General features: G+C 71.4%; 25 protein-coding genes and 2 pseudogenes. 11 read left to right on the forward strand and 16 right to left on the reverse strand.

Annotated features, from left to right (window positions below; all coding sequences use genetic code 11):
* Positions 1-96 (forward strand): annotated as a pseudogene (locus tag ACFU8W_RS47570) (ectoine/hydroxyectoine ABC transporter ATP-binding protein EhuA); the annotation flags it as partial.
* A gap of 68 nt (positions 97-164) precedes the next feature.
* Here ACFU8W_RS47570 and ACFU8W_RS47575 read toward each other — a convergent pair.
* From ACFU8W_RS47575 to ACFU8W_RS47585, 3 genes are all read right to left on the reverse strand, one after another.
* Positions 165-938, reverse strand: a complete 774-nt coding sequence (locus ACFU8W_RS47575; protein WP_384052069.1) for a hypothetical protein — start codon at positions 936-938, stop codon at positions 165-167.
* Positions 935-1,423 carry a SigE family RNA polymerase sigma factor gene (locus ACFU8W_RS47580; protein WP_345510390.1) on the reverse strand — a complete coding sequence of 163 codons (489 nt, stop codon included), beginning with the start codon at positions 1,421-1,423 and terminating at the stop codon, positions 935-937. Before ACFU8W_RS47580 ends, ACFU8W_RS47575 begins: the two co-directional genes overlap by 4 nt.
* Before the next feature lie 146 nt (positions 1,424-1,569).
* Positions 1,570-2,331 (reverse strand): class I SAM-dependent methyltransferase, encoded by a 762-nt coding sequence (locus tag ACFU8W_RS47585; RefSeq protein ID WP_384052071.1) that lies wholly within the window; start codon positions 2,329-2,331, stop codon positions 1,570-1,572.
* 95 nt (positions 2,332-2,426) lie between these two features.
* Between ACFU8W_RS47585 and ACFU8W_RS47590 the strand changes: the two genes are divergently transcribed.
* The gene (locus ACFU8W_RS47590) at positions 2,427-3,056 is read left to right on the forward strand and encodes a CGNR zinc finger domain-containing protein (RefSeq protein WP_384052073.1); all 630 of its coding nucleotides are present in this window, start codon (positions 2,427-2,429) and stop codon (positions 3,054-3,056) included.
* Here the strand turns inward: ACFU8W_RS47590 and sodX are convergent.
* Complete coding sequence (gene sodX, locus ACFU8W_RS47595) at positions 2,960-3,406, reverse strand: nickel-type superoxide dismutase maturation protease (RefSeq protein ID WP_384052075.1); 447 nt, start codon at positions 3,404-3,406, stop codon at positions 2,960-2,962. The two genes, ACFU8W_RS47590 and sodX, sit on opposite strands and share 97 nt — an antisense overlap.
* A 154-nt stretch (positions 3,407-3,560) precedes the next feature.
* Here sodX and sodN point away from each other — a divergent pair, with 154 nt between their 5' ends.
* Entirely contained in the window at positions 3,561-3,956 is a 396-nt protein-coding gene (sodN, locus tag ACFU8W_RS47600) for a superoxide dismutase, Ni (protein WP_266981604.1), read from the forward strand.
* Between the two features lie 360 nt (positions 3,957-4,316).
* On the opposite strand, the gene ACFU8W_RS47605 is transcribed toward sodN, so the two are convergent.
* Positions 4,317-5,792 carry an MFS transporter gene (locus ACFU8W_RS47605; RefSeq protein WP_384052077.1) on the reverse strand — a complete coding sequence of 492 codons (1,476 nt, stop codon included), beginning with the start codon at positions 5,790-5,792 and terminating at the stop codon, positions 4,317-4,319.
* A gap of 100 nt (positions 5,793-5,892) precedes the next feature.
* Here ACFU8W_RS47605 and ACFU8W_RS47610 point away from each other — a divergent pair, with 100 nt between their 5' ends.
* Positions 5,893-6,504, forward strand: coding sequence for a TetR/AcrR family transcriptional regulator (locus ACFU8W_RS47610; RefSeq protein WP_384052080.1), 612 nt, complete (start codon positions 5,893-5,895; stop codon positions 6,502-6,504).
* 37 nt (positions 6,505-6,541) lie between these two features.
* Here the strand turns inward: ACFU8W_RS47610 and ACFU8W_RS47615 are convergent, their stop codons facing one another.
* From ACFU8W_RS47615 to ACFU8W_RS47630, 4 genes are all read right to left on the reverse strand, one after another.
* Positions 6,542-7,162 (reverse strand): nucleotidyltransferase domain-containing protein, encoded by a 621-nt coding sequence (locus ACFU8W_RS47615; protein ID WP_384052082.1) that lies wholly within the window; start codon positions 7,160-7,162, stop codon positions 6,542-6,544.
* 66 nt (positions 7,163-7,228) lie between these two features.
* Positions 7,229-8,140, reverse strand: coding sequence for an NAD(P)H-binding protein (locus ACFU8W_RS47620; RefSeq protein ID WP_384052084.1), 912 nt, complete (start codon positions 8,138-8,140; stop codon positions 7,229-7,231).
* Positions 8,137-8,499 carry a DUF952 domain-containing protein gene (locus tag ACFU8W_RS47625; protein ID WP_345510397.1) on the reverse strand — a complete coding sequence of 121 codons (363 nt, stop codon included), beginning with the start codon at positions 8,497-8,499 and terminating at the stop codon, positions 8,137-8,139. The genes ACFU8W_RS47620 and ACFU8W_RS47625 overlap by 4 nt, the downstream gene beginning before the upstream one ends.
* 350 nt (positions 8,500-8,849) lie before the next feature.
* Positions 8,850-9,854 carry an NAD-dependent epimerase/dehydratase family protein gene (locus ACFU8W_RS47630; protein WP_384052110.1) on the reverse strand — a complete coding sequence of 335 codons (1,005 nt, stop codon included), beginning with the start codon at positions 9,852-9,854 and terminating at the stop codon, positions 8,850-8,852.
* A 320-nt stretch (positions 9,855-10,174) separates the two neighbouring features.
* Here ACFU8W_RS47630 and ACFU8W_RS47635 point away from each other — a divergent pair, with 320 nt between their 5' ends.
* A complete protein-coding gene (locus tag ACFU8W_RS47635) occupies positions 10,175-10,630 on the forward strand; it encodes a group II truncated hemoglobin (RefSeq protein WP_384052086.1) in 456 nt (151 codons plus the stop codon).
* 21 nt (positions 10,631-10,651) lie between these two features.
* On the opposite strand, the gene ACFU8W_RS47640 is transcribed toward ACFU8W_RS47635, so the two are convergent.
* The 6 genes and pseudogenes from ACFU8W_RS47640 to ACFU8W_RS47665 all read right to left on the reverse strand — a co-directional run bounded on the left by ACFU8W_RS47640 (position 10,652) and on the right by ACFU8W_RS47665 (position 15,431).
* Positions 10,652-11,011: a GntR family transcriptional regulator gene (locus ACFU8W_RS47640; RefSeq protein WP_345510399.1), complete on the reverse strand. Its 360-nt coding sequence runs from the start codon at positions 11,009-11,011 to the stop codon at positions 10,652-10,654.
* A 2-nt stretch (positions 11,012-11,013) separates the two neighbouring features.
* Positions 11,014-11,985, reverse strand: a complete 972-nt coding sequence (locus ACFU8W_RS47645) for a DUF1648 domain-containing protein (protein ID WP_384052089.1) — start codon at positions 11,983-11,985, stop codon at positions 11,014-11,016.
* Between the two features lie 126 nt (positions 11,986-12,111).
* Complete coding sequence (locus tag ACFU8W_RS47650) at positions 12,112-12,780, reverse strand: DUF6304 family protein (protein ID WP_384052091.1); 669 nt, start codon at positions 12,778-12,780, stop codon at positions 12,112-12,114.
* 66 nt (positions 12,781-12,846) lie between these two features.
* Positions 12,847-13,443: a GNAT family N-acetyltransferase gene (locus ACFU8W_RS47655; RefSeq protein ID WP_384052093.1), complete on the reverse strand. Its 597-nt coding sequence runs from the start codon at positions 13,441-13,443 to the stop codon at positions 12,847-12,849.
* 124 nt (positions 13,444-13,567) lie between these two features.
* A pseudogene (locus ACFU8W_RS47660) lies at positions 13,568-13,891 on the reverse strand (polyprenyl synthetase family protein); the annotation flags it as partial.
* Between the two features lie 133 nt (positions 13,892-14,024).
* Complete coding sequence (locus tag ACFU8W_RS47665; RefSeq protein WP_384052095.1) at positions 14,025-15,431, reverse strand: family 2B encapsulin nanocompartment shell protein; 1,407 nt, start codon at positions 15,429-15,431, stop codon at positions 14,025-14,027.
* Between the two features lie 177 nt (positions 15,432-15,608).
* Here ACFU8W_RS47665 and ACFU8W_RS47670 point away from each other — a divergent pair, with 177 nt between their 5' ends.
* The 4 genes from ACFU8W_RS47670 to ACFU8W_RS47685 all read left to right on the forward strand — a co-directional run bounded on the left by ACFU8W_RS47670 (position 15,609) and on the right by ACFU8W_RS47685 (position 19,028).
* Entirely contained in the window at positions 15,609-16,055 is a 447-nt protein-coding gene (locus ACFU8W_RS47670) for an Rrf2 family transcriptional regulator (RefSeq protein ID WP_345510406.1), read from the forward strand.
* A gap of 83 nt (positions 16,056-16,138) precedes the next feature.
* Positions 16,139-17,335, forward strand: a complete 1,197-nt coding sequence (locus tag ACFU8W_RS47675; protein ID WP_384052097.1) for a globin domain-containing protein — start codon at positions 16,139-16,141, stop codon at positions 17,333-17,335.
* 138 nt (positions 17,336-17,473) lie between these two features.
* The gene (locus tag ACFU8W_RS47680) at positions 17,474-18,064 is read left to right on the forward strand and encodes an N-acetylmuramoyl-L-alanine amidase (protein WP_384052099.1); all 591 of its coding nucleotides are present in this window, start codon (positions 17,474-17,476) and stop codon (positions 18,062-18,064) included.
* Between the two features lie 46 nt (positions 18,065-18,110).
* Entirely contained in the window at positions 18,111-19,028 is a 918-nt protein-coding gene (locus tag ACFU8W_RS47685) for a 1-aminocyclopropane-1-carboxylate deaminase/D-cysteine desulfhydrase (RefSeq protein WP_384052101.1), read from the forward strand.
* Here the strand turns inward: ACFU8W_RS47685 and ACFU8W_RS47690 are convergent.
* Positions 18,995-20,605, reverse strand: coding sequence for a Na+/H+ antiporter (locus ACFU8W_RS47690; protein ID WP_384052103.1), 1,611 nt, complete (start codon positions 20,603-20,605; stop codon positions 18,995-18,997). The genes ACFU8W_RS47685 and ACFU8W_RS47690 overlap by 34 nt on opposite strands.
* A 35-nt stretch (positions 20,606-20,640) precedes the next feature.
* On the opposite strand from ACFU8W_RS47690, the gene ACFU8W_RS47695 reads away from it, so the two are divergent.
* Positions 20,641-20,901, forward strand: a complete 261-nt coding sequence (locus ACFU8W_RS47695; protein ID WP_345510413.1) for a UBP-type zinc finger domain-containing protein — start codon at positions 20,641-20,643, stop codon at positions 20,899-20,901.
* 231 nt (positions 20,902-21,132) lie between these two features.
* Positions 21,133-21,546: an anti-sigma regulatory factor gene (locus ACFU8W_RS47700; protein WP_030915678.1), complete on the forward strand. Its 414-nt coding sequence runs from the start codon at positions 21,133-21,135 to the stop codon at positions 21,544-21,546.
* The last annotated feature ends 38 nt before the right edge of the window (positions 21,547-21,584 follow it).

Here is a 21,584-nt window from a genome sequence, read left to right on the forward strand (position 1 = left end):
GACGACGGGGTGGTGGTCGAATCGGGCCACCCGCGCGACGTACTGACGAACCCGCAGCACGACCGGACGAAGTCGTTCCTGTCGAAGGTGCTGTAGCGGTACGGGAGTGACACGAGGGCGGTGCGGACTCCGGTCCGCACCGCCCTCTCCCGTATCCGACCGGGCTACTTCTTCGGCAGCAGTTCCGGGCTCAGCATCAGCGTGCGCAGCTGGGCACGCGTGAGCGGCGTGCTCTTGAGCAGAGGCCCCTGCGAGGTGTCGGCCGTGAAGCCGGTGCTGTCCCGGACGGCCAGCAGCCCGCCGTCCTTCAGAGTGAGCCGGGCCACGAGCTCGGGCCCCCAGTCCGGCGTACCTCCGTCGAGGTTCTTCATCGGGTCGCTCCAGATGGTCAGCACCCGGCCGTCCAGCAGTTCCTCGCGCACGCAGTCGGCCGGGCGCGGCTCCCCGTTGGTCGGCCTGCAGATGTCGGCGGCGGCGGAAAATCCGCCGAGCTTCTGGGAGACCTGCTTGCCGTTCATGGCACCGATGACGAGGTAGCCGACGCCGCCGTCCCTGCGGACGGCGTACTGCCCGTCCAGCGGCCCCACCGGGTGCTCCTTGGCCTGCTGCGGGGTCGCGTGCTTGATGATCACGGCGAGCGAGACCTGCTCGACCGCGCCCACGCCCTTGGGCAGCAGCTCGACGAGCTGCTTCGCCCGGCCGCTGTTGCCGGCCAGTTCGGCGGGCGCCGCCACCGAGGCCTGCTCCTCCTTCGGCTGCGCGGTCAGTCCCGGGACCGCGAGCGCCCCGGCCGTGACCACGCCGAACGCGGCTGCCGCGACCGTGGCCCGGCGTCGCCACCGCACCCGGGCGGCCTTCGCGTACACGCCTTCGGCACTGATCACCGGCTGCCCCGCGTGCTCGGCGGCCCGCCCCAGCAGTTCCTTGACGTCGCTCATGCGTATTCCTCCACCATCTCGGCGCGCAGCGCCGCCAACCCCCGAGCCGCGTGGCTCTTGACCGTGTTCTCGCGCATCCCGAGCATGTCGGCCGTGGCCTCGACGCTCAGGTCCTCCCAGTACCGCAGCACCAGGACGGCCCGCTGCTTGGCCGAGAGCCGGGCGAGGGCCGCCCGTACCGCAAGGCCGGTGTCCGTGTCCGGCGACTGGCCCGCGCGGTCGGGCAGTTCGCCGTACGCCTGCTCCCGCCGCCAGAACCGGCGGCGGGCGGCGATGAAGGTGTTGACCAGCGTCTTGCGCGCGTACGCCTCGATGTTGTCCAGCCGGCCGTGCCGCCGTCCGCCGAGCACGACCTTCACCAGGGTCGACTGGACCAGGTCCTCGGCCTCGTGCCGGTCGCCGCAGAGCAGATAGGCGCTGCGGAACAGCGCCGTACGTCTGCCCTCGACGAAGGCGTGCAGCGCGGCTTCGTCATCGATCCGCATCGTCGGCGCCCCCTCCCGGGTCCGCGGGTGCGGACCGTCTCACCCTTCCAGTGCGCCGGGGTGCGCGGCGGGTTGCAGCAGGGACGGAAAAAATTTCGGGCGGTACGGACCGGAGTCCGTACCGCCCCATGCGGCGCATGGTGCCGCTACTTCACGGCGAGTACCAAGGTGTCCGACGGGGAGGCCCAGACGGCCCGTGCCTCGCCGAAGCCCGCGGCGCGCAGAGTGTCCGCGTGCCACCGCGCGGACGGCATGTCGCCGTCGGCGTGCTCGCCGTAGATCTTGTACCGCTCGGCGGTCGGGGCGGCGAGGACCGGGTCCTCGGCCGCGAGGGCCCACCAGTCCGCCCAGTCGAGGGCGCCCGCGGCCTTGGCGCGGTCCATCCCGGCATGGCGGTGGGCGCGTTCGGCCGCGTTGATGCGGGGGGTGTCGGTGTCGATCATGTGATCGGCGTTCATGAACACCCCGCCGTCCCTGACGAGTCCGCCGAGTTGCCCGTAGAGCGTGGTGAGCGGTTCGCTGTGCAGCCAGTGCAGGGCGGTGGCGGTGAGGACGGCGTCGTACGTGTCGTACGGCAGACGCTCGGCCCAGGCGGGGTCCTTGAGGTCGGCCGTGACGAAGGTGACGCGCTCGTCGCCGGCGAAGGAGCCGCGGGCGATGGCGAGCAGCGCCGGGTCGAGGTCGACGCCGGTACTGGTGGCCTCGGGGAACCGCTTGAGGAGCCGGTCCGTAATACTTCCCGTACCGCACGCGAGGTCGAGCACCCTCGGCCGTGGCCCGACGAAGGCCTCGACCATGTCCAGCATCACCCGGAACCGTTCCTCGCGGTCGGGCATGTACCACTCCTGCTGCCGGTCCCAGCTCTGCTGCCAGGCCTGCCAGTCAGTGCCCGTCGATGTCTCCGTCACCCGAACCCCTCCACTACGTAATACCCTCGAAGCAGAAACGACCGTTACATCGGTCACCGTACCCAGACCTTAGACCGACCCTGTAAGGACTACAAGTGGAACTGGCCTATTACTCGGACTATGCGGTGCGCCTGGTCAACACCGAGGAGCCGGCCCGCAACAAGGACGTCCTCACCACCGTCGAGGCGGTCCGCGATCTGTTCGGCGCCAACGGGCAGGCGGCGAGGCGCGCCACCGACGCGGACGTGACCCGCTTCCGGTCGGTACGGGCGCGGCTGCGCGCCGTTTTCGAGGCGGCCGACATCGGCGACGAGACGCTCGCCGTCGACCTGTTGAACTCGCTGCTGCTGGAGTTCCCGGTCAGCCCGCAGATCTCCGGCCACGACACCCGTGACGCGGACGGAAAACCGGACTGGCACATGCATCTGGCCGACCATCCCTCGAACGTGACGGCCGGTTACGCCGCCATCGCAGCGATGGGTCTCGCCTTCCACCTCACGTCGTACGGGGTGGACCGGCTCGGGCTCTGCGAGGCCGCACCCTGCCGCAACGCGTACCTCGACACCTCGACCAACCGGTCCCGCCGCTACTGCTCGGACCGCTGCGCGACCCGCGCCAATGTGGCCGCCTACCGGGCCCGCAAGCGCCTGGAGACGGAGCGCGCCGCCGACACCGGCCGCAGCGCGGAGACCGCCCAGGCCAGCACCGCGCGGACCGAACGCTGATCCTTCCTCAGCGGCCGGTAGCGGGCCCGGACCCGGGCCAGCACCAGCTCTTCGGGCACCGTCCCGTAGTCCGTGCTGTCCCCGCCCGCGAACGTGTTGTCGGCCAGCACCCACCAGCCGCCCGCGCGGCGCTCGGTGGCCCGCTTGACGACCAACAGGTCCTGTTGGAAGGGGTGGCGCAAAACGACCACGTCACCGGGGCGCACCGGCGCCCCGTACTGCACGAGCAGCCAGTCCCCGTGGTACAGCGTGGGCACCATCGACGGCCCCGTCACCTCCACCACCCGGAACGGCAGCCGCTCCGCCCTGCCCCGCACGGGCTCCTGCGCCAACTCCGGTACCTCCGGCATCTCCGGCACCTCCCCGGTCCGTTCCGTGCATTCGACCACTGGTCCCATACTCGCCCTGGACTTTTGGCCTAAGCCCATGGGGGCACCCACGAAAACACGTCCCTCACGGAGTAATGTCCCACCTGAGAAGACGATCACGAGGAAGGACAGCTCAATGCTTTCCCGCCTGTTTGCCCCCAAGGTGAAGGTCAGCGCCCACTGCGACCTGCCCTGCGGCGTGTACGACCCGGCCCAGGCCCGCATCGAGGCGGAGTCCGTCAAGGCCGTCCAGGAGAAGTACCAGGCCAACGAGGACCCGCACTTCCGGGCCCGCGCGGTGGTCATCAAGGAGCAGCGCGCCGAGCTTGCGAAGCACCACATCTCGGTGCTGTGGAGCGACTACTTCAAGCCCCCGCACTTCGAGAAGTACCCGGAGCTGCACCAGCTGGTCAACGACGCCCTCAAGGCGCTGTCGGCCGCGAAGGCCTCCACCGACCCGGCGACGGGCCAGAAGGCGCTGGACTACATCGCCGAGATCGACAAGATCTTCTGGGAGACCAAGAAGGCCTGATCGCCGATTTGGCGCATGCGACGGGTCCGGACGGACCCGACTGCCGCAGCGCGGACGGCGTACACGGACAGGAGGGCCCGGCAGCTTCGGCTGCCGGGCCCTCCTGGCGTTCGACGGTGCGCGAGTACGAGGTCTCGGCCCCGCCCCGATCTTCCGGCTCGGGCAGCATGTCCGGCGGGGAGCCGCCCGCTCCGAGGAACGCGTCCGGGCCGTTCTCGCGGACATACGCGGCACGGTCCGGCTGGGTGCTCGGCCACACCCACAGGTTTTCCGGTGCCCTCTTCGAGCCGATCGGGCATCAGCGCCCCTGCGGGCAGGGCGAACGGGCAGCTCCCCGATTCCGCGGGACCGTCGGGGCGGTCACCGGCCGGGGGCTCCCGCGCGCCGCCGGGTTCCCAGGAGCGCGCCGGCCAGCAGCGAACCCATCAGGACCAGTGCGGAGTTGACCAGGATCGCGACCGTGACTCCGGACAGGACGCCGGTGGGTCCGGTGTCACCGAGCGAGGTCATCCGGGCGGCGGCGACGGCGCTCATGACCGGGATACCCATGGTGATGCCGACCTGCTGGGTCATCGTGGCGAGGCCGGTGGCCAGGCCCTGTTCGTTGTCGGGGAGGCCGGAGGTGGCGGTGACCATGAAGCCGACGATCATCAGCATGTTGCCGATGCCGCCGATGAAGGTGGCGGCGAGGAGGAGCCAGATCCAGGCGCCGGAGGTGCCGAGGGCGACCAGGGTGAGCGTGGCGGCGGCCTGGACGATGCCGCCGACGACGATGGTGGTCCGGGTCCCGCAGCGACCGACGGCGCGGCCGCCGAGGGTGCCGCCGATGACCGTGCCCAGACCCAGGACGCCGAAGGCGAATCCGGTGGCGAGGGGCGAGTAGCCGAGGACTTCCTGCAGGTAGAGGGTGAGGAGGAAGACGAGGGAGGTCTCGGTGACGAAGGCGATCAGCCCCGCCGCGTTGCCCCAGATGACGCTGCGTCGCCTCAGGACCCGTACGGGTACGAGGGGCGTCGCGGCCCGCTTCTCGACGAACCAGAAGGTGACGAGAAGGGCGACGCCCGCGAGGAGGGAGGCCAGGGTGGTGGGGGTGGTCCAGCCGGTCTCGCCGGCCCGGGTGAGTCCGTGGACGAGGGCGAGGAGTCCGCCGGTGACGGTCACGGCACCGGGGATGTCGAGCCTGGGCCGCTCGTCGGGGCGTGAGTCGGTGATGACGGACGGAGCGAGAACGAGGACGAGCAGGGCGACGGGGGCGTTGATGAAGAACGCCCAGCGCCAGGAGAGCAGGTCGGTGAGGAGTCCGCCGAGAATCGCTCCCGCGGTGAACCCGGCTGACATCAGGGCTCCGTTGAGACCGAGGGCGCGTTCACGCAGCGGGCCCTCCTTGAAGGCCGTCGTCAGCAGGGCGAGCCCGGCCGGGGTGACGGCCGCGGTGGCCAGACCCTGCAGCACCCGCGCGCAGAGCAGGACTTCGGGCGAGGTGGCGAGCCCGCCGAGGAGGGAGGAGGCGCCGAGGACGGCCATCCCGCCGAGGAACATCCGCTTGCGCCCGACGATGTCTGCGACACGCCCGAAGAGGAGGGTGAAGCCGGCGGCGGCGAGCGCGAAGGCGGTCGCGATCCACTGGAGATCGGCGAGGGAGAAGCCGAGCCCCTTGCCGACGACCGGCAGTGCGACGTTCAGGATCGAGAAGTCCACGGCGATCATGAACTGGGCGCCGAGGAGAAGGGTGAGGACGAGCTTCTGCCGCCCGGTCATGCGGATACCGGGCTGCGCGGAGGCGGCGACGGCGCCGGCTTCGACCGTCGGTGACGGGGTTGTGCGGGGTGCGGACATGGGTGTCTTCCTCAGGCAGGAGTTTTAACGGTTCCATGGTTCCGTTAAGGTGGGATCACCGTAACAGGGAAAGTCCGCCTAATGGAACTGGAGGCCCGTTATGACTTCTGAGGGTGTGGAGCCCGGCACCGTCCGGCCGGGTGGGCGTACTGCCCGGGTCCGGGAATCCGTCCTGCGGGCGGCGGGCGACGCCCTGGTCGAGCACGGTTTCGACGGCCTCGACCTCGCCGATGTCGCCCGCCGTGCGGGGGTCGGCAAGACCACCGTCTACCGGCGCTGGTCCACCACCACCGGTCTCGTCGCCGATCTGCTCGACGACATGGCCGAGCAGTCCTCTCCCCGTGCGGACACCGGTTCACTGATCGAGGACCTCAGGGCCAATGCGCAGCTCGTGGTGAAGACCCTGACCGACCCGCGCCAGGGCCCGCTCTTCACGTCGGTGATCGCCGCGGCGACGTGCGACCCGCGCACGGCCGAGTCCCTGCACCGCTTCTACGCGATCCGCGTCGAGGAGTGGGCGGGCTGCGTCATCGCGGCCCTGGAACGCGGCGAGCTGCCCGCGGGCACGGATCCCGACGAGGTGATCCGGGCGGTCTCGGCCCCGCTCTACTACCGGCTGCTGGCCAGCGGCGCTCCCCTCGACGCGGCGGCCGCCGACCTCGCCGCCGAGGCCGCGGCGGCCGCGGCGCGCGCGGGCGTGTATGTGAGGTGACGCGGTGCTCGGCGGGCGGGGGCTGCGCCGCGCTCCCTCACCACCGCCTGCGCAGCCGCACCGCCCACGGGTGGTCGGCGCCGTGCGCCAGGGTGATCGTCTCGGTCAGCCAGGCACGTTGGTCGGCGCTCAGCATCGGCAGAGCGGTCGCGAAGTCCTGGTCGTCCTTGGGACGCCGGGACTTGGCCTTGTACAGCAACTGCACCGGCAGGACCAGATACGGGATACCGTCCCCCGAGACCCGGCCCAACCGGTCGAGCGGGAGGCGGATGCGGGGGTCGCGGCGGAAGACCCAGTGGCCGTCGTCGTCCGCCTCGTCGAGCATGAGCTGGACGCGCCAGGGATCGCCGGGGCCCGGACGGCACCAGATGTCGTGGACGTGGGGCGGCAGCGTCTCGCCGGGCAGCCACGGGCGCAGGGTGCCGGGCGGGTCTGCGGCCCACCACTCCCAGCCGGCGAGCACCTGCTGGGCGGTCAGCTGGTCGCGGCGGAGCAGCAGGACGTCGATGTCGGCGTGGTCCCGGAAGGCGTGCCCGACGGCCAGTTCGACCGCGTATCCGCCTGCGATCCACCAGGGGGTGTGCAGTACGGAAAAGCGGCGGGCGACCTCGGGGAGCGGGGCGGGGTCCCACGGGCCCCAGGGCGTTTCTGTGCGCATGTGCCGTCGTTCCGTCCCGTCGGACCGGTCCGTTCCGGTCGGCGTCCCGGCCGGTCCGCCGGGAGTTCAGTCGGTCCTGAGCAGGTGCCGGTAGCTGTCCGGATGCTCCCGGAGGTACGTGGCCAGATTCTGCGCCGGACGGCCGGTCAGACGCGGTACGGCGTCCGAGACGGTGGCCATCTCGCCGGTCGCGATCGCCTCGTAGGACGTCACCCAGCCGGCGACCTCCCAGTCCGCCGCGCCGTACTGCGCCCGTGACGCGTATGCCTCCTCCCGGGTCTCCGGGTGGTAGGTGATGGTCCGTCCGGTGGCCCGGCTCAGTTCCTCGGCTGCTTCGGCGAGGGTGAATGCCTCCGGTCCGGTGAGGTCGTACGTCACCCCGTCGTGGCGGGTGTCCTCGCTCCCGGTGCCGGCCAGCAGGACGGCCGTCGCCGCGTCCGCGATGTCCTGGTGCGCCACCGCGGCGACCCGGCCGTCGCCGCCCGGGCCGCGCAGCACTCCGTCGGCCCCGGTCATCGCCGGGATCCCGGCGAGGTACCAGCTGTCGCGGAGGAAGGTGTAGCGCACCTCGGAGACTCGGATGTGTGCCTCGGTGTGCCAGTGGTCGCGGCCGAAGGTGAACGTGGCGTCGGGTGCGGCGCCGAGGAAGGACACGTACACGATGCGTTCGACACCCGCGGCGACCGCCGCGTCCACGGCGGTGGTGTGTTCGCGTACCCGGTCGGGGCTCTCGTGCGCGGAGACCAGGAACAGGGTGTGCGCCCCGGCGAGCGCCCGGCGCATGGCCGCCCCGTCGCCGTAGGAGGCGGGCGGAGCGGCGACCGCGCCGGGCAGCTCCGGCAGCCGGGACGGGTCACGGCCCAGCAGCCGGACGGGGACGCCGGCGCGCACGAGCCGCTGGGCGACGCCGCCGCCGACTGCGCCGCTCGCTCCGGTGACCGCGATGATCGGGGCGTCGGTGGGGGGTGTGGTGTTCACGCGGGGCTGCCTTCCTTGCGCGGCCAGGGACGTACCTCCACGACCGCGTCCACCGGGACGGGGCCGTAGATGTGCGGAAACTCCTCGCCGCCGGGCGCGAACGACTCGTACCGCACGGGCACGGAGAGCCGCGCGGGGTCGATGACGAGCACCACCAGGTCGGCAGGGGTCTCGGCATCGGCCGGGGCCCCGGCGCCGTACAGCATCTCGGCCACGCCGGGGAGCTGGTGGGGCAGCGAGCAGTGGATGAAGCCCTCTTCGTGCAGGGTGCGGCCGCGGGTGGACATCTCGTACGTCCCGATCCCGCGGGCCGCCTCCCACAGAGGGCCTTCGGTGAGGTGCAGCAGGAGTTCGGCCATGGGGCCAAACTAAGGGCTGTCCCGTAATCCCCGGTGGATCAGCGCGCGGCGTCGGATGCGGTGCATCGCCAGGCGGAGGAGCGTCCTCGTACTGGGCGTATTCGGGCGTTCCGACAACACAGCGAGGTGCCGTGGCTGTCGTCGTGCGCCCGCCAGGGATTGCGGGACAGCCCTTGGAGGAGCTCACAAAATGGGCGCCCGGCTCGCGACGCCTGGCACGCACGCTGATCGGACTCCCATTTTGTGAGCTCCTCTTAGCCGCGTCGGCGCATCCTCCGGGCCATCGGCGTGGCCGGTGAACCGGCCGCGAGCAGCACCGTCGCGATCCGCCCGGCCGTGCCACCGGCGGCTCAGGCCATGAGCAGCTTCGCCTCGGTCTCCGGGTCCAGTCCCACCACGGGCCGGTCCGGCCGCTGCGGCGCCGCGCCACCCAGCCCGCGCAGCCAGTCCCAGGTGTCCGTGACGGTCTCCCCCACCGGTCGGCAGTGCAGCCCGGCCGCGTGTGCCCGGCTGACGTCGCCCTGGTGCATGGTGTCGTACAGTTCGCCCGGCGGCAGCCAGATCGGCAGCTCGCTCCATGGCTCGACGCCCGCCGCGAGGATCTTCTCGGCGGCCGTCCAGCGCAGTTCGGCGCCGGAGCCGGTGGCCCGGACACAGGCGTCCAGCAGCTCACCCATGGTGGTGTGCCCCGGGCGGCTGACCACGTTGTACGGTCCGTGCAGTCCGTGTTCCGCCGCGTCCAGCAGCCAGTTGGCGAGGTCGCGGGCGTCGATGTACTGGAGCGGGGTGTCCGGTGCCCCCGGGGCCAGTACCGGTCCGCCGCGGGCGATCCGCTGCAGCCACCACGGCAGCCTGCCGACGTTCTCCCACGGCCCGAGGATCAGCCCCGCCCTGGCCAGCAGGGCGCGGTCGCCGAACACGTCGAGTGCGGCCAGTTCACCGCCGCGTTTGGCCTGCGGGTACGGGACGTCCGCCCCGGCGTCCGGCGAGGCCCCGTCCACCAGCGGGCCGTCCTCGGGGAGTCCGGCCGGGGCGGGGTGGTCGTACACCGACCGGCTGGAGACATAGGCGTACTGCCCGACGCGGCCGGCGAGCAGCCGGGCCGCGTCCCGTACGGCCGAGGGGGCGCCGCTCCAGGTGTCGACGACCAGGTCCCAGGTGTGTGCCCCTCCCTCGCTCTCCCCTGCGGCAGCGGCGAGCGCCACGAGTCCGTCGGCGCCGGTGCGGTCGCCGAACAGCTCTGTGACGCCTGCGGGGGGTGCGTGGCGGCCGCGATGGAACACGGTGACCTGCCGGCCCCGTGCGAGCGCCGCCTCGGTGACGGCGCGCCCGACGAACTCCGTACCGCCCAGGATCAAGAGCTTCATGGGGCCGACTCTGCCCGCAGCCGGGCCAGTTGGGAACAGCTCCTCGCTGTGGGCGGAATCCGGCGGGCCCGAGGCGGGCCGGCAGGGGGCGCCCGCCTCGCCGAGGACGACCGGGGGAGGCAGCCGCCGCGCAGGGCGGTCGAGGTGGGTCCGGCCGCTCCGAACACCCGCCGTGGTCCGTCCCGACCGGGTGAACGCGCGCCCCCGCTTGATGCGCCGGCAGCGAACGGTCCCGGCGTGGCCGGCCCCCTGCTGCATGCTGGGCCCAGCGGCCCGCGAGGGCCGGGCCCACCCTTGGAGGTACGCGCGTGAGCGAGCGTCCGGAAACGCTGTACAAGGCCGTCGGCGGTATCGACGTACTGCACCGGCTGAGCAACACCTTCTACGACGAGGCGCTGGCCGACCCGCTGCTCGCCCCCGTCTTCGCGGACTTCACCCCGACGCACATCGAGCATGTCGCCGTATGGCTGGCCGAGATCTTCGACGGTCCCGCCGACTACACCGCGAGGCTCGGCGGCCACCAGGCCCTGTTGCGCTCCCATCTCGGGCTGTCGATCACCGAGCCACAGCGGCTGCGCTGGATGGAGCTGATGACGACGGCGGTCGACAAGGAGCTGCCGGACGACGAGCTGCTCCGCCGCCGCGTCGTGGAGTACTTCGACTGGGGCACGAAGATCGCACGCGACGTCTCGGCGTCCCCGGCCGGCGAGGACCTCGGTGATCCCGGGCCGACGCCGCGCTGGGGATGGGACGGCCTGCGCTGACCCCAGCCCCTTCAACGGCCTTCATGTGTTGTCGAGTTCGGTACGGATCAGGGCCAGCAGTTCGTCCTCCGTCATTCCCAGCTCGCGCGCGTCCGCGACCACGTCGCGTACGTGTTCCAGCAGCCGGGCTCGGTGCGGCGAGGCGCCACCGGTGACGACCGCGCCCCGGCCCCGGCGCAGTTCGATCAGCCCTTCCTCACGGAGCTGCTGGTAACCGCGGAGCACCGTATGGACGTTGACGCCGAGGGTCTCGGCAAGGACCCGGGCGGCGGGGAGCCGCTCGCCCGGGACCACTGCCCCGTCGGCGACGGCCCGGCGGACGCAGGCCGCGATCTGGTCGCCGAGCGGCACGGTGGAGGTGGGATCGACCCGGAAGAGCATGGTCAGTGCCCCGCCCGGCGCCGGTCGATCAGGGTGTTGAGGAGCGCGGCGCCTGTCGCGGAGTCGTCGACGGTCACCGCGAAGTCCCGCCCGCCGGCCAGCCTCACCACGATCCCCTCGCCCGAGCGGATCATGACCCCGGTCCGTCCGGGCCGGATGCGATAGCCCCAGCCGCCGTACTCGGCAAGGGCGTTGATGTCCCGGCTGGTCGCCACCTCGATGCGGTCGAGCGGCACCCGGATGCGCGGCCAGGGCAGTATCCCGCAGACGGTGATGCCCCGCCGGTCCACGCTCACGTACGGCCGGGCGAAGCTTGCCGGCAGCACCCCGACGATCAGCAGCAACACAGCGGCGGACCAGCTGCCGACGAAGAAGAGGACGACTCCGAGGACGAGGAGTCCGAGCGCGACGAGCGGCAGCCACCAACTGTCGGCGCTCCGCGCCCATCCGGCGACCTCCCCGTCGGCGAGCACAATGCGTTCCCCGCCCACAGCCTCCGCGGAGCGGGCCGGCTGCTGCGGTACGGGGCCCAGTGCGGCCAGCACGAATCCGAGACCGGCGGCGAGCGCGCCGACGCCGAGTGCGACGGCCGGCTGCCACATCGGGAACGACACCTCTGGCGCGCCTTCACCGGCATCCAGGTTCACGATCAGCACGGCGGCCATCAGATAGCCGAAGAATCCGGCGAAGGCGTATCCCCCGGCGACCAGCAGGCGGTAGGCCCGGCCGGAGAAGTTCCCCTTCGCCACCATGGTGGCCCACAAGGCTCCGGTCACCACGAGCAGGACGACGGTGACGAGGACGTACGACGTCCGGCCCGCATGGCCATTCGCCTGCCCGCCGGCCTCGAAGTGGCTGGCCAACTGTCCGGGCAGCCGGTCACGGAACGCTGCCAAGGACGCCAGGTCGACGATGAGCGCGAGCAGGAACGGCAGGGCGACAAGGGCCGCGCTGCCGACATTCTTCCGGTTCATTAAAACCTCCTTGTTCGCATGCTAGTAGAACAATGAAGGCCTGGTAAAGCGCTGTGCCCCGCACCGGGGGTTCATCCGGTACGGGGCACAGCGCGTTGCCCGACATCCCGTCGGGCGAGAGGGTGGTCAGGCGTGTTCGAGAGGGAACGCGCCTCGGTGTCCGGTGCCCGCGCCCTCCGCCGGGCGCGCCTCGAACTCACGGCAGCTCCAGATCTCCTGGACGAAACCGGTCCGCCGGTCCCACAGACCGATGACGTCGTCCTCGCCCGCCGCCCCCCGGTACGCATCCTTCGCACCCCGGAAGCAGGCGAGGCCACCGGACAGTCCACGGCCGGGCGCCGGGAAGTAGTCCGAGAACGCGCAGGCGATACAGGTCTGCAGGCGGACTCCGGGCGGCAGGATGCGCTGGATCGTGGCGAGCGCGGTGGCGAAGTCGCACTCGGCCCGGCGCGAACCGTAGACCGCGCCGCCGAAGTGCAGCTCCAGATGGAGATCGGCGTCGGGGCGGCGCAGCGACAGCAGGCAGCTGAGAGTGGCCTGATGAACCGTGCCGTCCGAAATCACCGGCAGCGGCAGGTCCCACTCCAGCACGCAGTCGGTGAGCGCGCCGTCCGCCAGGGCGAACCCGCCGCTCTCCGGCGGCATGCCGGAGACCGGTCCGAGGCCGTCGAAGCTCTCGCCCTCGAAATCGACGCCCCGGATCCGGATGCGGAGTTGCTGTCCGTCGGTGGTGAGGATGATGGCGTCGGAACCCTGGCGGTCCCGGTACCAGCCTGCCCATGACTCGTCTGTCATGGGCAGGGACTGTAGCTCGTGCCCGCCCGCGTCTCCCTGCCGCCCTCCGCTTGCGTGCGCGCGGGCTCAGCCCGCCTGCGGTTCGCGCCACATGGGCCACATCGCCGGGCCGTCCGGAAGATCCACGGTCGTGCCCATGAAGGTGAACCCGAGCCGCTCGTAGAGCCGGCGGCTGCGCGCGCTGCTCGCCTCCAGATAGGCGGGAACGCCGTCGCGGTCGCAGCGCTCCAGCACCTCGGCCATCAGGGCCGACCCGATGCCCTCCCCCTGGCGTTCCGGGGACACCCCGATCAGAAGCAGGTACTCATGGGCCCGGTCGTACGGATGGATCGCACCCGTCAGCTTCCCGACCAACTCGGTCCGCTCGTTGTCGGGGTCCGCGGTCGCCCGCATCAGCGCAGGGGTGGGGTCCTCCTCCGTGGGTTCACCGGCGGGCACCGGCAGCCACAACGCCACGGCCGTTCCGTCCTCCAGCACATCGATACGGCCTTCGGCGAGCGTGACATCGACGAAGACACCGAGGAACTTTCCGTGAACGGCCCGGCGGTGCGTCTCGTCCGGGAAGACCCAGCTGCTGACCGGGTCGTCGTGGAACGCCTCGTCGAGGAGGCGCACGACCTGCTCCCGGTCCGCCTCGTCCGCCTGCCGTATCCGTACGCCCATACCCGGCTCCCGCCCTCACTCGCCCATCAACTCGCGCGACCTCAATCTACGTACAGGATCTTAGAGTTGGAGCCGTGCGGGTCCGGCGGGAGCCCGGCCGGCCCCCGCTGCCCCCTCTCTCCGGTCAGTGCGTCCGGCGGGTGACGAACTCCGCCAGGGCCAGCAGGTCGCCCGCCGCGGTCAGGTCGGGCACCGCCCGGGACAGATGGTGGACGGCGCGGGCCATCCGGTCCCCCGCGCAGGCCTGTGCCCAGTCCCGGCCGCCGGCCCGGTCGACGGCATCGGCGGCGCGGCTCACCTCGTCGGGCGTGTTCATGGAGCCCCGGTAGAGCCCGGCGAGTTCGGCCGCGGCCGGGGTGCGGGAAATCAGTGCGGCGACCACCGGCAGGGACTTCTTGTGGGCGGCGAGATCCGCCCCGACCGGCTTCCCGGTCTGCATCGGGTCCCCGCAGGGATGGACTCGGTGAGTGGGTGGTTTCCACGGGGCATCGCGGCGGGGCACCCCGGTCGGCCGCACCCCGGGCCGGGGCCGTCACGGGCCCGGACCGGATCCTGACGGTCCGGTCCGGGCCCCCTGATCGTCAGCGCCAGCGGCTGACCTCGACGTTCTCCAGGACGCCCAGGGCGTCCGGCACCAGGACGGCCGCCGAGTAGTACGCCGTCACGAGGTACGAGATGATCGCCTGCTCGTCGATACCCATGAACCGGACCGAGAGGCTCGGCTCGATCTCGTCCGGGATGCCGGTCTGCTGCAGTCCGATGACCCCCTGCTCGGCCTCGCCCGTTCGCATGCAGATGATCGACGTGGTGCGGGCGTCGGTGACCGGGATCTTGTTGGACGGGAAGATGGGCACCCCGCGCCAGGCGGGCACATGGTGTCCGCCGATCTCCACACTCTCCGGCACCAGTCCGCGCTTGCTGCACTCGCGGCCGAAGGCGGCGATGGCCCGCGGGTGCGCGAGGAAGAGCTTCGAGCCGCGGCGGCGCGAGAGCAGCTCGTCCATGTCGTCGGGGCCGGGCACCCCGCCGTGCGGCTGGAGGCGCTGCCCGTAGTCGCAGTTGTTGAGCAGCCCGAACTCGCGGTTGTTGATCAGCTCGTGTTCCTGGCGCTCGCGGAGCGCCTCGACCGTGAGCCGCAACTGCTGCTCGGTCTGGTTCATCGGCTGGTTGTAGAGGTCGGCGACCCGGCTGTGGACCTTCAGCACGGTCTGGGTGACGCTCAACTCGTACTCACGAGGGGCCGATTCGTAGTCCACGAACGTGTGCGGGACGACCGCCTCGCCGACATGGCCCGCGGAGAGGTCGATCTCCGCCTCGCCGTACGTGTTGGTGCGCTGGCGGGGGATGCTGAGCAGCCCGGCGAGATGCGTGCGGAGCGAGTCCGCCCGCTCGGCGAGGTTGAGCACGTCCGCCCGCCTCAGCGTGAGTACCGTGCACGCCGTGACGGCACGTGCGGTGTACTCCCAGACGGCGTCGCCCCCGATCAGCGCGTGGTCGCCGAAGTACGCCCCGTCGGCGTGCACCCCGAGCACGGTCTCGTCGCCGTACGGGCCGGTGCCGACCTTCTCGACCTTGCCGTGCGCCAGCAGGAAGACGCGGTCCGCCGACTCCCCGGACGCGGCGATCACCTGTCCCGCGGCGATCTCGCGCTGTTCGCACCGGCGGGCCAGCTCCGCGAGCACCTCCTCGTCGGCGAAGTCCCGCAGCGCGGGCAGCTCGCCGAGTTCCGCGGGGATCACCGTGACCCGGTCACCGGTCTGCACGAAGGTCACCCGGCCGTCTCCGACCGAGTAGCTCAGCCGGCGGTTCACCCGGTACGTGCCGCCCTGCACCTGCACCCAGGGGAGCATGCGCAGCAGCCACCGCGAGGTGATCTCCTGCATCTGCGGAGCGGACTTGGTGGTCGTCGCGAGGTTCCGCGCCGCCGCCGTGCCCAGGCTCTGCTGCGGCGGTACCTGCGCGTTCTGAGCCTCTTCACCAACGGACATCTGACGTCCTCTCGATCATCGGCTGACCTGCGTGAAAAGCCTTTCAGCATGGGGACACCGCACGCCATTACACAAAAGAGTGTGACTAATCGGGCTTTGGGCTGGGCACGACGCTCAGCGATGCCCCTGGAGCCGGATAACTTGCATCCACGATGCAAGTTATCTAACGTGGCGGTCATGCGGCTGACGAAATTCACCGACGTGGCGCTGCGCGTACTGATGCGCCTCGCCGTCGTGGAGAACGAGGATCCGCCGACCACCCGGGAGGTGGCGGCGACCATGCAGGTGCCGTACACCCACACCGCGAAGGTGGTCGCCCGGCTCCAGCACCTCGGCCTGATCGAGGCGCGCCGCGGCCGCGGCGGCGGGCTCGCCCTCACCGGAGCCGGCCGGTCCGCATCGATCGGCGGACTCGTCCGCGAGCTCGAAGGGCCCGGCGATGTCGTCGAGTGCGAGGGCAGCACCCCCTGCCCGCTGCGCTCGGCCTGCCGGCTGCGCGGCGCCCTGCGCCTGGCGGAGGAGGCCTTCTACGCCTCGCTCGACCCGCTCACCGTCGCCGAACTCGTCACCTCCCCCACCGGCCCCCTGCTGATCGGCATCAGCAGCAGCCGTCCCGCCGACTGAACCCCCCGCCGGGTACAGCCCGGCCTCACCTCTGCCCAAAAATAAGAATCTCAGATACCAATTCACCCTGAGGAGTCCGCCCGATGCTCTCCGAGTCGTCGACCGCCACCGTCCGTGCCACCCTCCCCGCCGTCGGCGCAGCCATCGGGGACATCGCCGATCTCTTCTACCGGAAACTCTTCGACGCCCACCCCGAGCTGCTGCGCGACCTCTTCAACCGCGGCAACCAGGCCTCCGGCGCCCAGCGTCAGGCCCTCGCCGGGTCCATCGCCGCGTTCGCGACCCAGCTGGTCGAGCACCCGGACACCCGTCCCGACGTGATGCTCAGCCGCATCGCCCACAAGCACGCCTCGCTCGGTGTGACCGCCGCACAGTACGAGGTGGTGCACACCCACCTCTTCGCCGCCATCGCCGAGGTGCTCGGTGACGCGGTCACACCGGAGGTCGCGGCCGCCTGGGACGAGGTCTACTGGCTGATGGCCAACGCCCTGATCGCCATCGAGGACCGGCTCTACGCCCAGCGGGGCCTCGTCGCCGGGGACGTCTGGCGCGAGTGGGAGGTGGTCGCGAGGATCGAGGAGAACGACGACGTCGCCACCTTCCAGCTTCGCCCGGCCGACGACGCGCCCGCCCCCGACTTCCGGCCCGGCCAGTACGTCTCCGTGCAGGTGGAACTGCCCGACGGGGCCCGGCAGATACGGCAGTACAGCCTCTCCGGCGGTCCCGGCTCCCGGCTGCACTCGATCACCGTCAAGCGGGTGCACGGCGACGGATCGCCCGACGGCGAGGTCTCGACGCACCTGCACGCCACCACCCGGGCCGGTGACCGGCTGCGTGTCTCCGCCCCGTACGGCGATCTGGTCATCGACGCCGTCGACGCCCCGCTGCTGCTCGCCTCCGCGGGCATCGGCTGCACCCCGATGCTGTCGATGCTGGAGCACCTCGCGGCAACCGGCCACCGGGCCCCGGTCACCGTCGTGCACGGCGACCGCTCCCCCGCCGACCACGCCCTGCGCACCGACCATGCGCAGCTCACGGCCAAGCTCCCGGACGGCGCAGCACACTTCTGGTACGAGAACCCGGAGCCCGGCCACCCGGCCGACCGCACCGGCCTGGTCGACCTGGGCGGTATCCCGGTCCGGCCCGGCACGCACGCGTACCTCTGCGGTCCGCTGCCCTTCATGCGGGCCGTGCGCACCCAGCTGCTGGCCAAGGGTGTCCCGGCGGCCGACATCCACTACGAGGTGTTCGGCCCCGACCTGTGGCTCGCCCAGGGCTGAACCGCCGCGGGTGCTCGCGGAATTGACCGGATCGACTCGCACACCGCCCGAACGCAGGGCCCCGGAATGGCCCGGGGCCCTGCGCTCCGGTACAAGCGCTGCAAGGACTCGCTCCCCCACGCGCCCAAGGAGTCGGCCATGTCCTCACCCATGTCCGCGAGCACCTTCCTCGAAGCCCTGATGAACGAAGGGCTCACCGTCGTCCGGGTCGGCGACTGGCGTACGCACAACCGCAACCACAAGGGCCCCTGGGGACCTGTCAACGGCGTGATGATCCATCACACCGCCACCAGGGGCACCGAGGCCACCGTCCGCATCTGCCGTGACGGCCGCCCGGAGCTTCCCGGACCGCTCTGCCACGGCGTGATCGCCAAGGACGGCCGGATCCATCTGGTCGGCTACGGCCGCACCAACCACGCCGGATTCGGTGACGACGACGTCCTGCGCGCCGTCGTCGCCGAGAAGCGCCTGCCGGCCGACAACGAGGCCAACACCGACGGGAACAGGCACTTCTACGGCTTCGAGTGCGAGAACCTCGGCGACGGCGAGGACCCCTGGCCCGATGTCCAGCTGGACGCCGTCGAGAAGGCCGCCGCCGCCATCTGCCGCCACCACGGCTGGACCTCCCGGTCCGTCATCGGGCACAGGGAGTGGCAGCCCGGCAAGGTCGATCCGCGCGGCTTCACGATGGACTCCATGCGCGCCCGGATCCGCGACCGGCTGAAGTGACCCGCCCCCGCCCGAGGTCACCGGGCCGCCGGGCGACAATGGGCGCATGCCCTCCGACCCGCCCGCCCTCTCCCGGCTGCAGCCGGTGCTCCCGTCACCCCTGCAACCGGCCGAGGACGAGCGCTTCGCCCGGCACGGCGTGCGGCTGCTGCTCAAACGCGACGATCTGATCCACCCCGATCTGCCGGGCAACAAGTGGCGCAAACTCTCCCCCAACCTGACGGCCGCCGCCGGGCGCACCGTGCTGACCTTCGGCGGCGCGTACTCCAACCATCTGCGCGCCACCGCCGCCGCCGGCCGGCTGCTCGGCTTCCCGACCGTCGGCGTCGTACGCGGCGACGAGCTGGCCGGCCGCCCGCTCAACCCGTCGCTGGCGCAGTGCGCGGCGGACGGCATGCGTCTGCGCTTCGTGGACCGCGCCACGTACCGCGCGAAGGCCGATCCAGCGGTCCTGGCGGGGCTGCTGAGCGGCTGCGGGGAGTGTGTGGTCGTCCCGGAGGGCGGCAGCAACGCCCTGGCCGCACAGGGCTGCACAGCGCTGGGGCGGGAGCTGCACGGCCGGGCCGACGTGATCGCGGTGGCCTGCGGCACCGGTGGGACCCTCGCCGGTCTCGCCGCGGGCCTCGCACCCGGTCAGCGGGCACTCGGCATCCCGGTGCTGCGCGGCGGCTTCCTGGGGGACGCGGTACGGGAGCTGCAGCGGGAGGCGTTCGGCGGCCCGGCCGGGGCCTGGTCGCTGGACGAGCGCTTCGCCTTCGGCGGCTACGCCCGGACGACACCGGAGCTGCACGCCTTCGCCGACGACTTCGAGGACCGGCACGGGCTGCCCGTCGAGCGTCTCTATGTCGCCAAATTGCTCTATGGACTGATGACACTCGCCCAGGAGGGCGCGTTCGCTCCGGGCACCACGGTCGCCGCTGTCGTCACGGGTCAGCCCTGGGGGGCGCCGGACTCCTCCCGGTAGGCCGCCGCCTCCTCCAGGTCCAGCCGCCGCAACAGGTTCCGCAGCATCTCGTCGTCGATCCGGCGCTCGTCCCGCAGCCGGACGAAGACGGTGCGCTCGGCCTCGATCATTTCGCCGGCCAGCCTCCGGTAGGTGTCGTCCGCCGACTCCCCGGTCAGCGGATTGGAGGCCCCGAGCCTCTCCCACACGGCGTTGCGGCGGCGCTCCAGGACGGTGCGGAGCCGGTCGGTGAGCGGTCCGGGCAGGCAGTTGCGCGGATCCTGGAGGAGCTCTTCCAGGCGCGCCTCGGCGGCCGCGGACGCCTCGCTCTGGGCCTGCGCCTCGGCCAGGGTCTCGGCCTGCGCGTCGCGCCCGGGGAGCTTCAGGACGCGCACCAGGAGAGGCAGGGTGAGCCCCTGGATGACCAGCGTGCCGATGACCGTCGTGAAGGTCAGGAAGAGCACCAGGTTGCGGGCCGGGAAGGCTTCCCCGGAGGTCATCACCAGCGGGATGGAGAAAGCGATGGCGAGCGAGACGACGCCGCGCATCCCGGCCCAGCCGACGATCAGGGGTGCGGTCCAGTTGGTCCCGGGCTCGCGCTCCCTGATCCGTCTCGACAGCCACCGCGGCAGATACGTGGCCGGGTACACCCAGATGAAGCGGACCACGACGACGGCGAGGAAGACGGCAACCGCGTACCAAAGAGCCTCCGCGACGGCATAGGTGCCGAGCCCCTTCAGCACGAAGGGCAGCTGCAGTCCGATGAGCGCGAAGACCGCCGACTCCAGGATGAACGCGACCATCTTCCACACGGCCTCCTCCTGGAGCCGGGTCGCGAAGTCGACCTGCCAGGAGCGGTGCCCCAGATAGAGCGCCACGACGACCACGGCGAGCACTCCGGAGGCGTGCACGCGTTCCGCCGCCGCGTACGCCACGAAGGGGATCAGCAGCGACAGGGTGTTCTGCAGCAGGGCTTCCTTGAGGTGCGTGCGAAGCCAGTGCAGCGGCACCATCAGCACCAGGCCGACCCCGACACCACCGACCGCCGCGACGAGGAACTCGCCGATCCCGGCGCCCCAGCTGACGCCCTCGCCGACGGCGGCGGCCAGCACCACCTTGTAGGCGGTGATCGCCGTCGCATCGTTCACCAGGGACTCGCCCTGCAGGATCGTCGTGACCCGGCTGGGCAGCCCGACCCGGCGGGCGATGGCGGCCGCCGTGACGGCGTCCGGCGGCGCGATGACGGCGCCCAGCACCAGCGCGGCGGTCAGCGGCAGGTCGGGCACGAGCCAGTACGCCAGCCAGCCGACCGCGAAGGTCGCGAAGAGGACGTAGCCGACGGAGAGCAGGGCGATCGGCCGGACATTGGCCCGCAGATCGAGGTACGAGCTGTCGACCGCAGCCGTGTAGAGCAGTGGCGGCAGCAGCAGCGGCAGCACGATGTGCGCGTCCAGGGTGTAGGTCGGCACCCCGGGCAGATAGGAGGCGAGCAGCCCCGCGGCGACCAGCAGCAGGGGGGCCGGTACCGGGGTGCGCCTCGCCGCGCCCGCGATCGCGGCACTGGCCGCGACCAGTGCCACCAACGGCAATGCATCCATCTCACGGTCCTCACATCCGTCGTAATCTGACAATCATGAGTGAGTGCCTGCACGTTCCCGAACTGCCCCGCCCCGAGCCCGTCCCGCTCAGCGAGACATGTCCCGAATGTCTTGCCGCGGGCACCCACCCCGTGCAACTGCGGCTCTGCCTGACCTGCGGCCATGTCGGCTGCTGCGACTCGTCGCCCCTCCAGCACGCGACGGGACACTTCAAGGAGACCGGCCACCCGATCATGCGGAGCTTCGAGGCGGGAGAGAGCTGGCGCTGGTGCTTCGAGGACGGTTCGATCGTGTGATGGCTGGGTACGTCAAACCGGCGCCGGTTCTTCGCAATTGACAGCCGCAGACCTCTAGCCACTGTGCGTGCTCATGGGTTTACCATGAGTGACAGTCATGGGATGGGGTTCCGGCGACACGGCATCATGGATCGCGATAGCGTCGCCGGACCAAGAACCGAAGACGTACCGCATGGCTCCGGGGCGCCCTCCCGGAACCTCGAATGAGTTTGTGCCACCTTGGAGGTGAGGGTGTCCCAGATCGCAGGCGAGCCCGGGAATCAGGACTTCGTGGAAGTCCGGCTGCCCGCTGCGGGTGCCTACCTGTCGGTGCTGCGTACGGCCACGGCCGGTCTCGCAGCGCGCTTGGACTTCACTCTCGACGAGATCGAGGATCTTCGCATCGCGGTCGACGAGGCCTGCGCGATCCTGCTTCAGCAGGCCGTGCCGGGCTCCGTCCTCAGCTGCGTGTTCCGGCTCGTCGACGACTCCCTTGAGGTGACGGTGGCCGCCCCGACGACGGACGGCCGGGCCCCGGAGCGCGACACCTTCGCCTGGACGGTGCTCTCCGCACTGGCCGGCAAGGTCGACTCCACGGTCGCCGATGACCGTACGGTCAGCATCAGCCTGTACAAACAGCGCGGCGCGGGACCCGGGCCGGCGTGAGCAACGGGAACGGGGACGGTCCTGTGCGAGACGAGACG

Origin of the sequence: Streptomyces sp. NPDC057565, from assembly GCF_042801455.1 — a bacterium.
In the GTDB taxonomy this organism is placed as follows: Bacteria; Actinomycetota; Actinomycetes; order Streptomycetales; family Streptomycetaceae; genus Streptomyces; species Streptomyces yanii.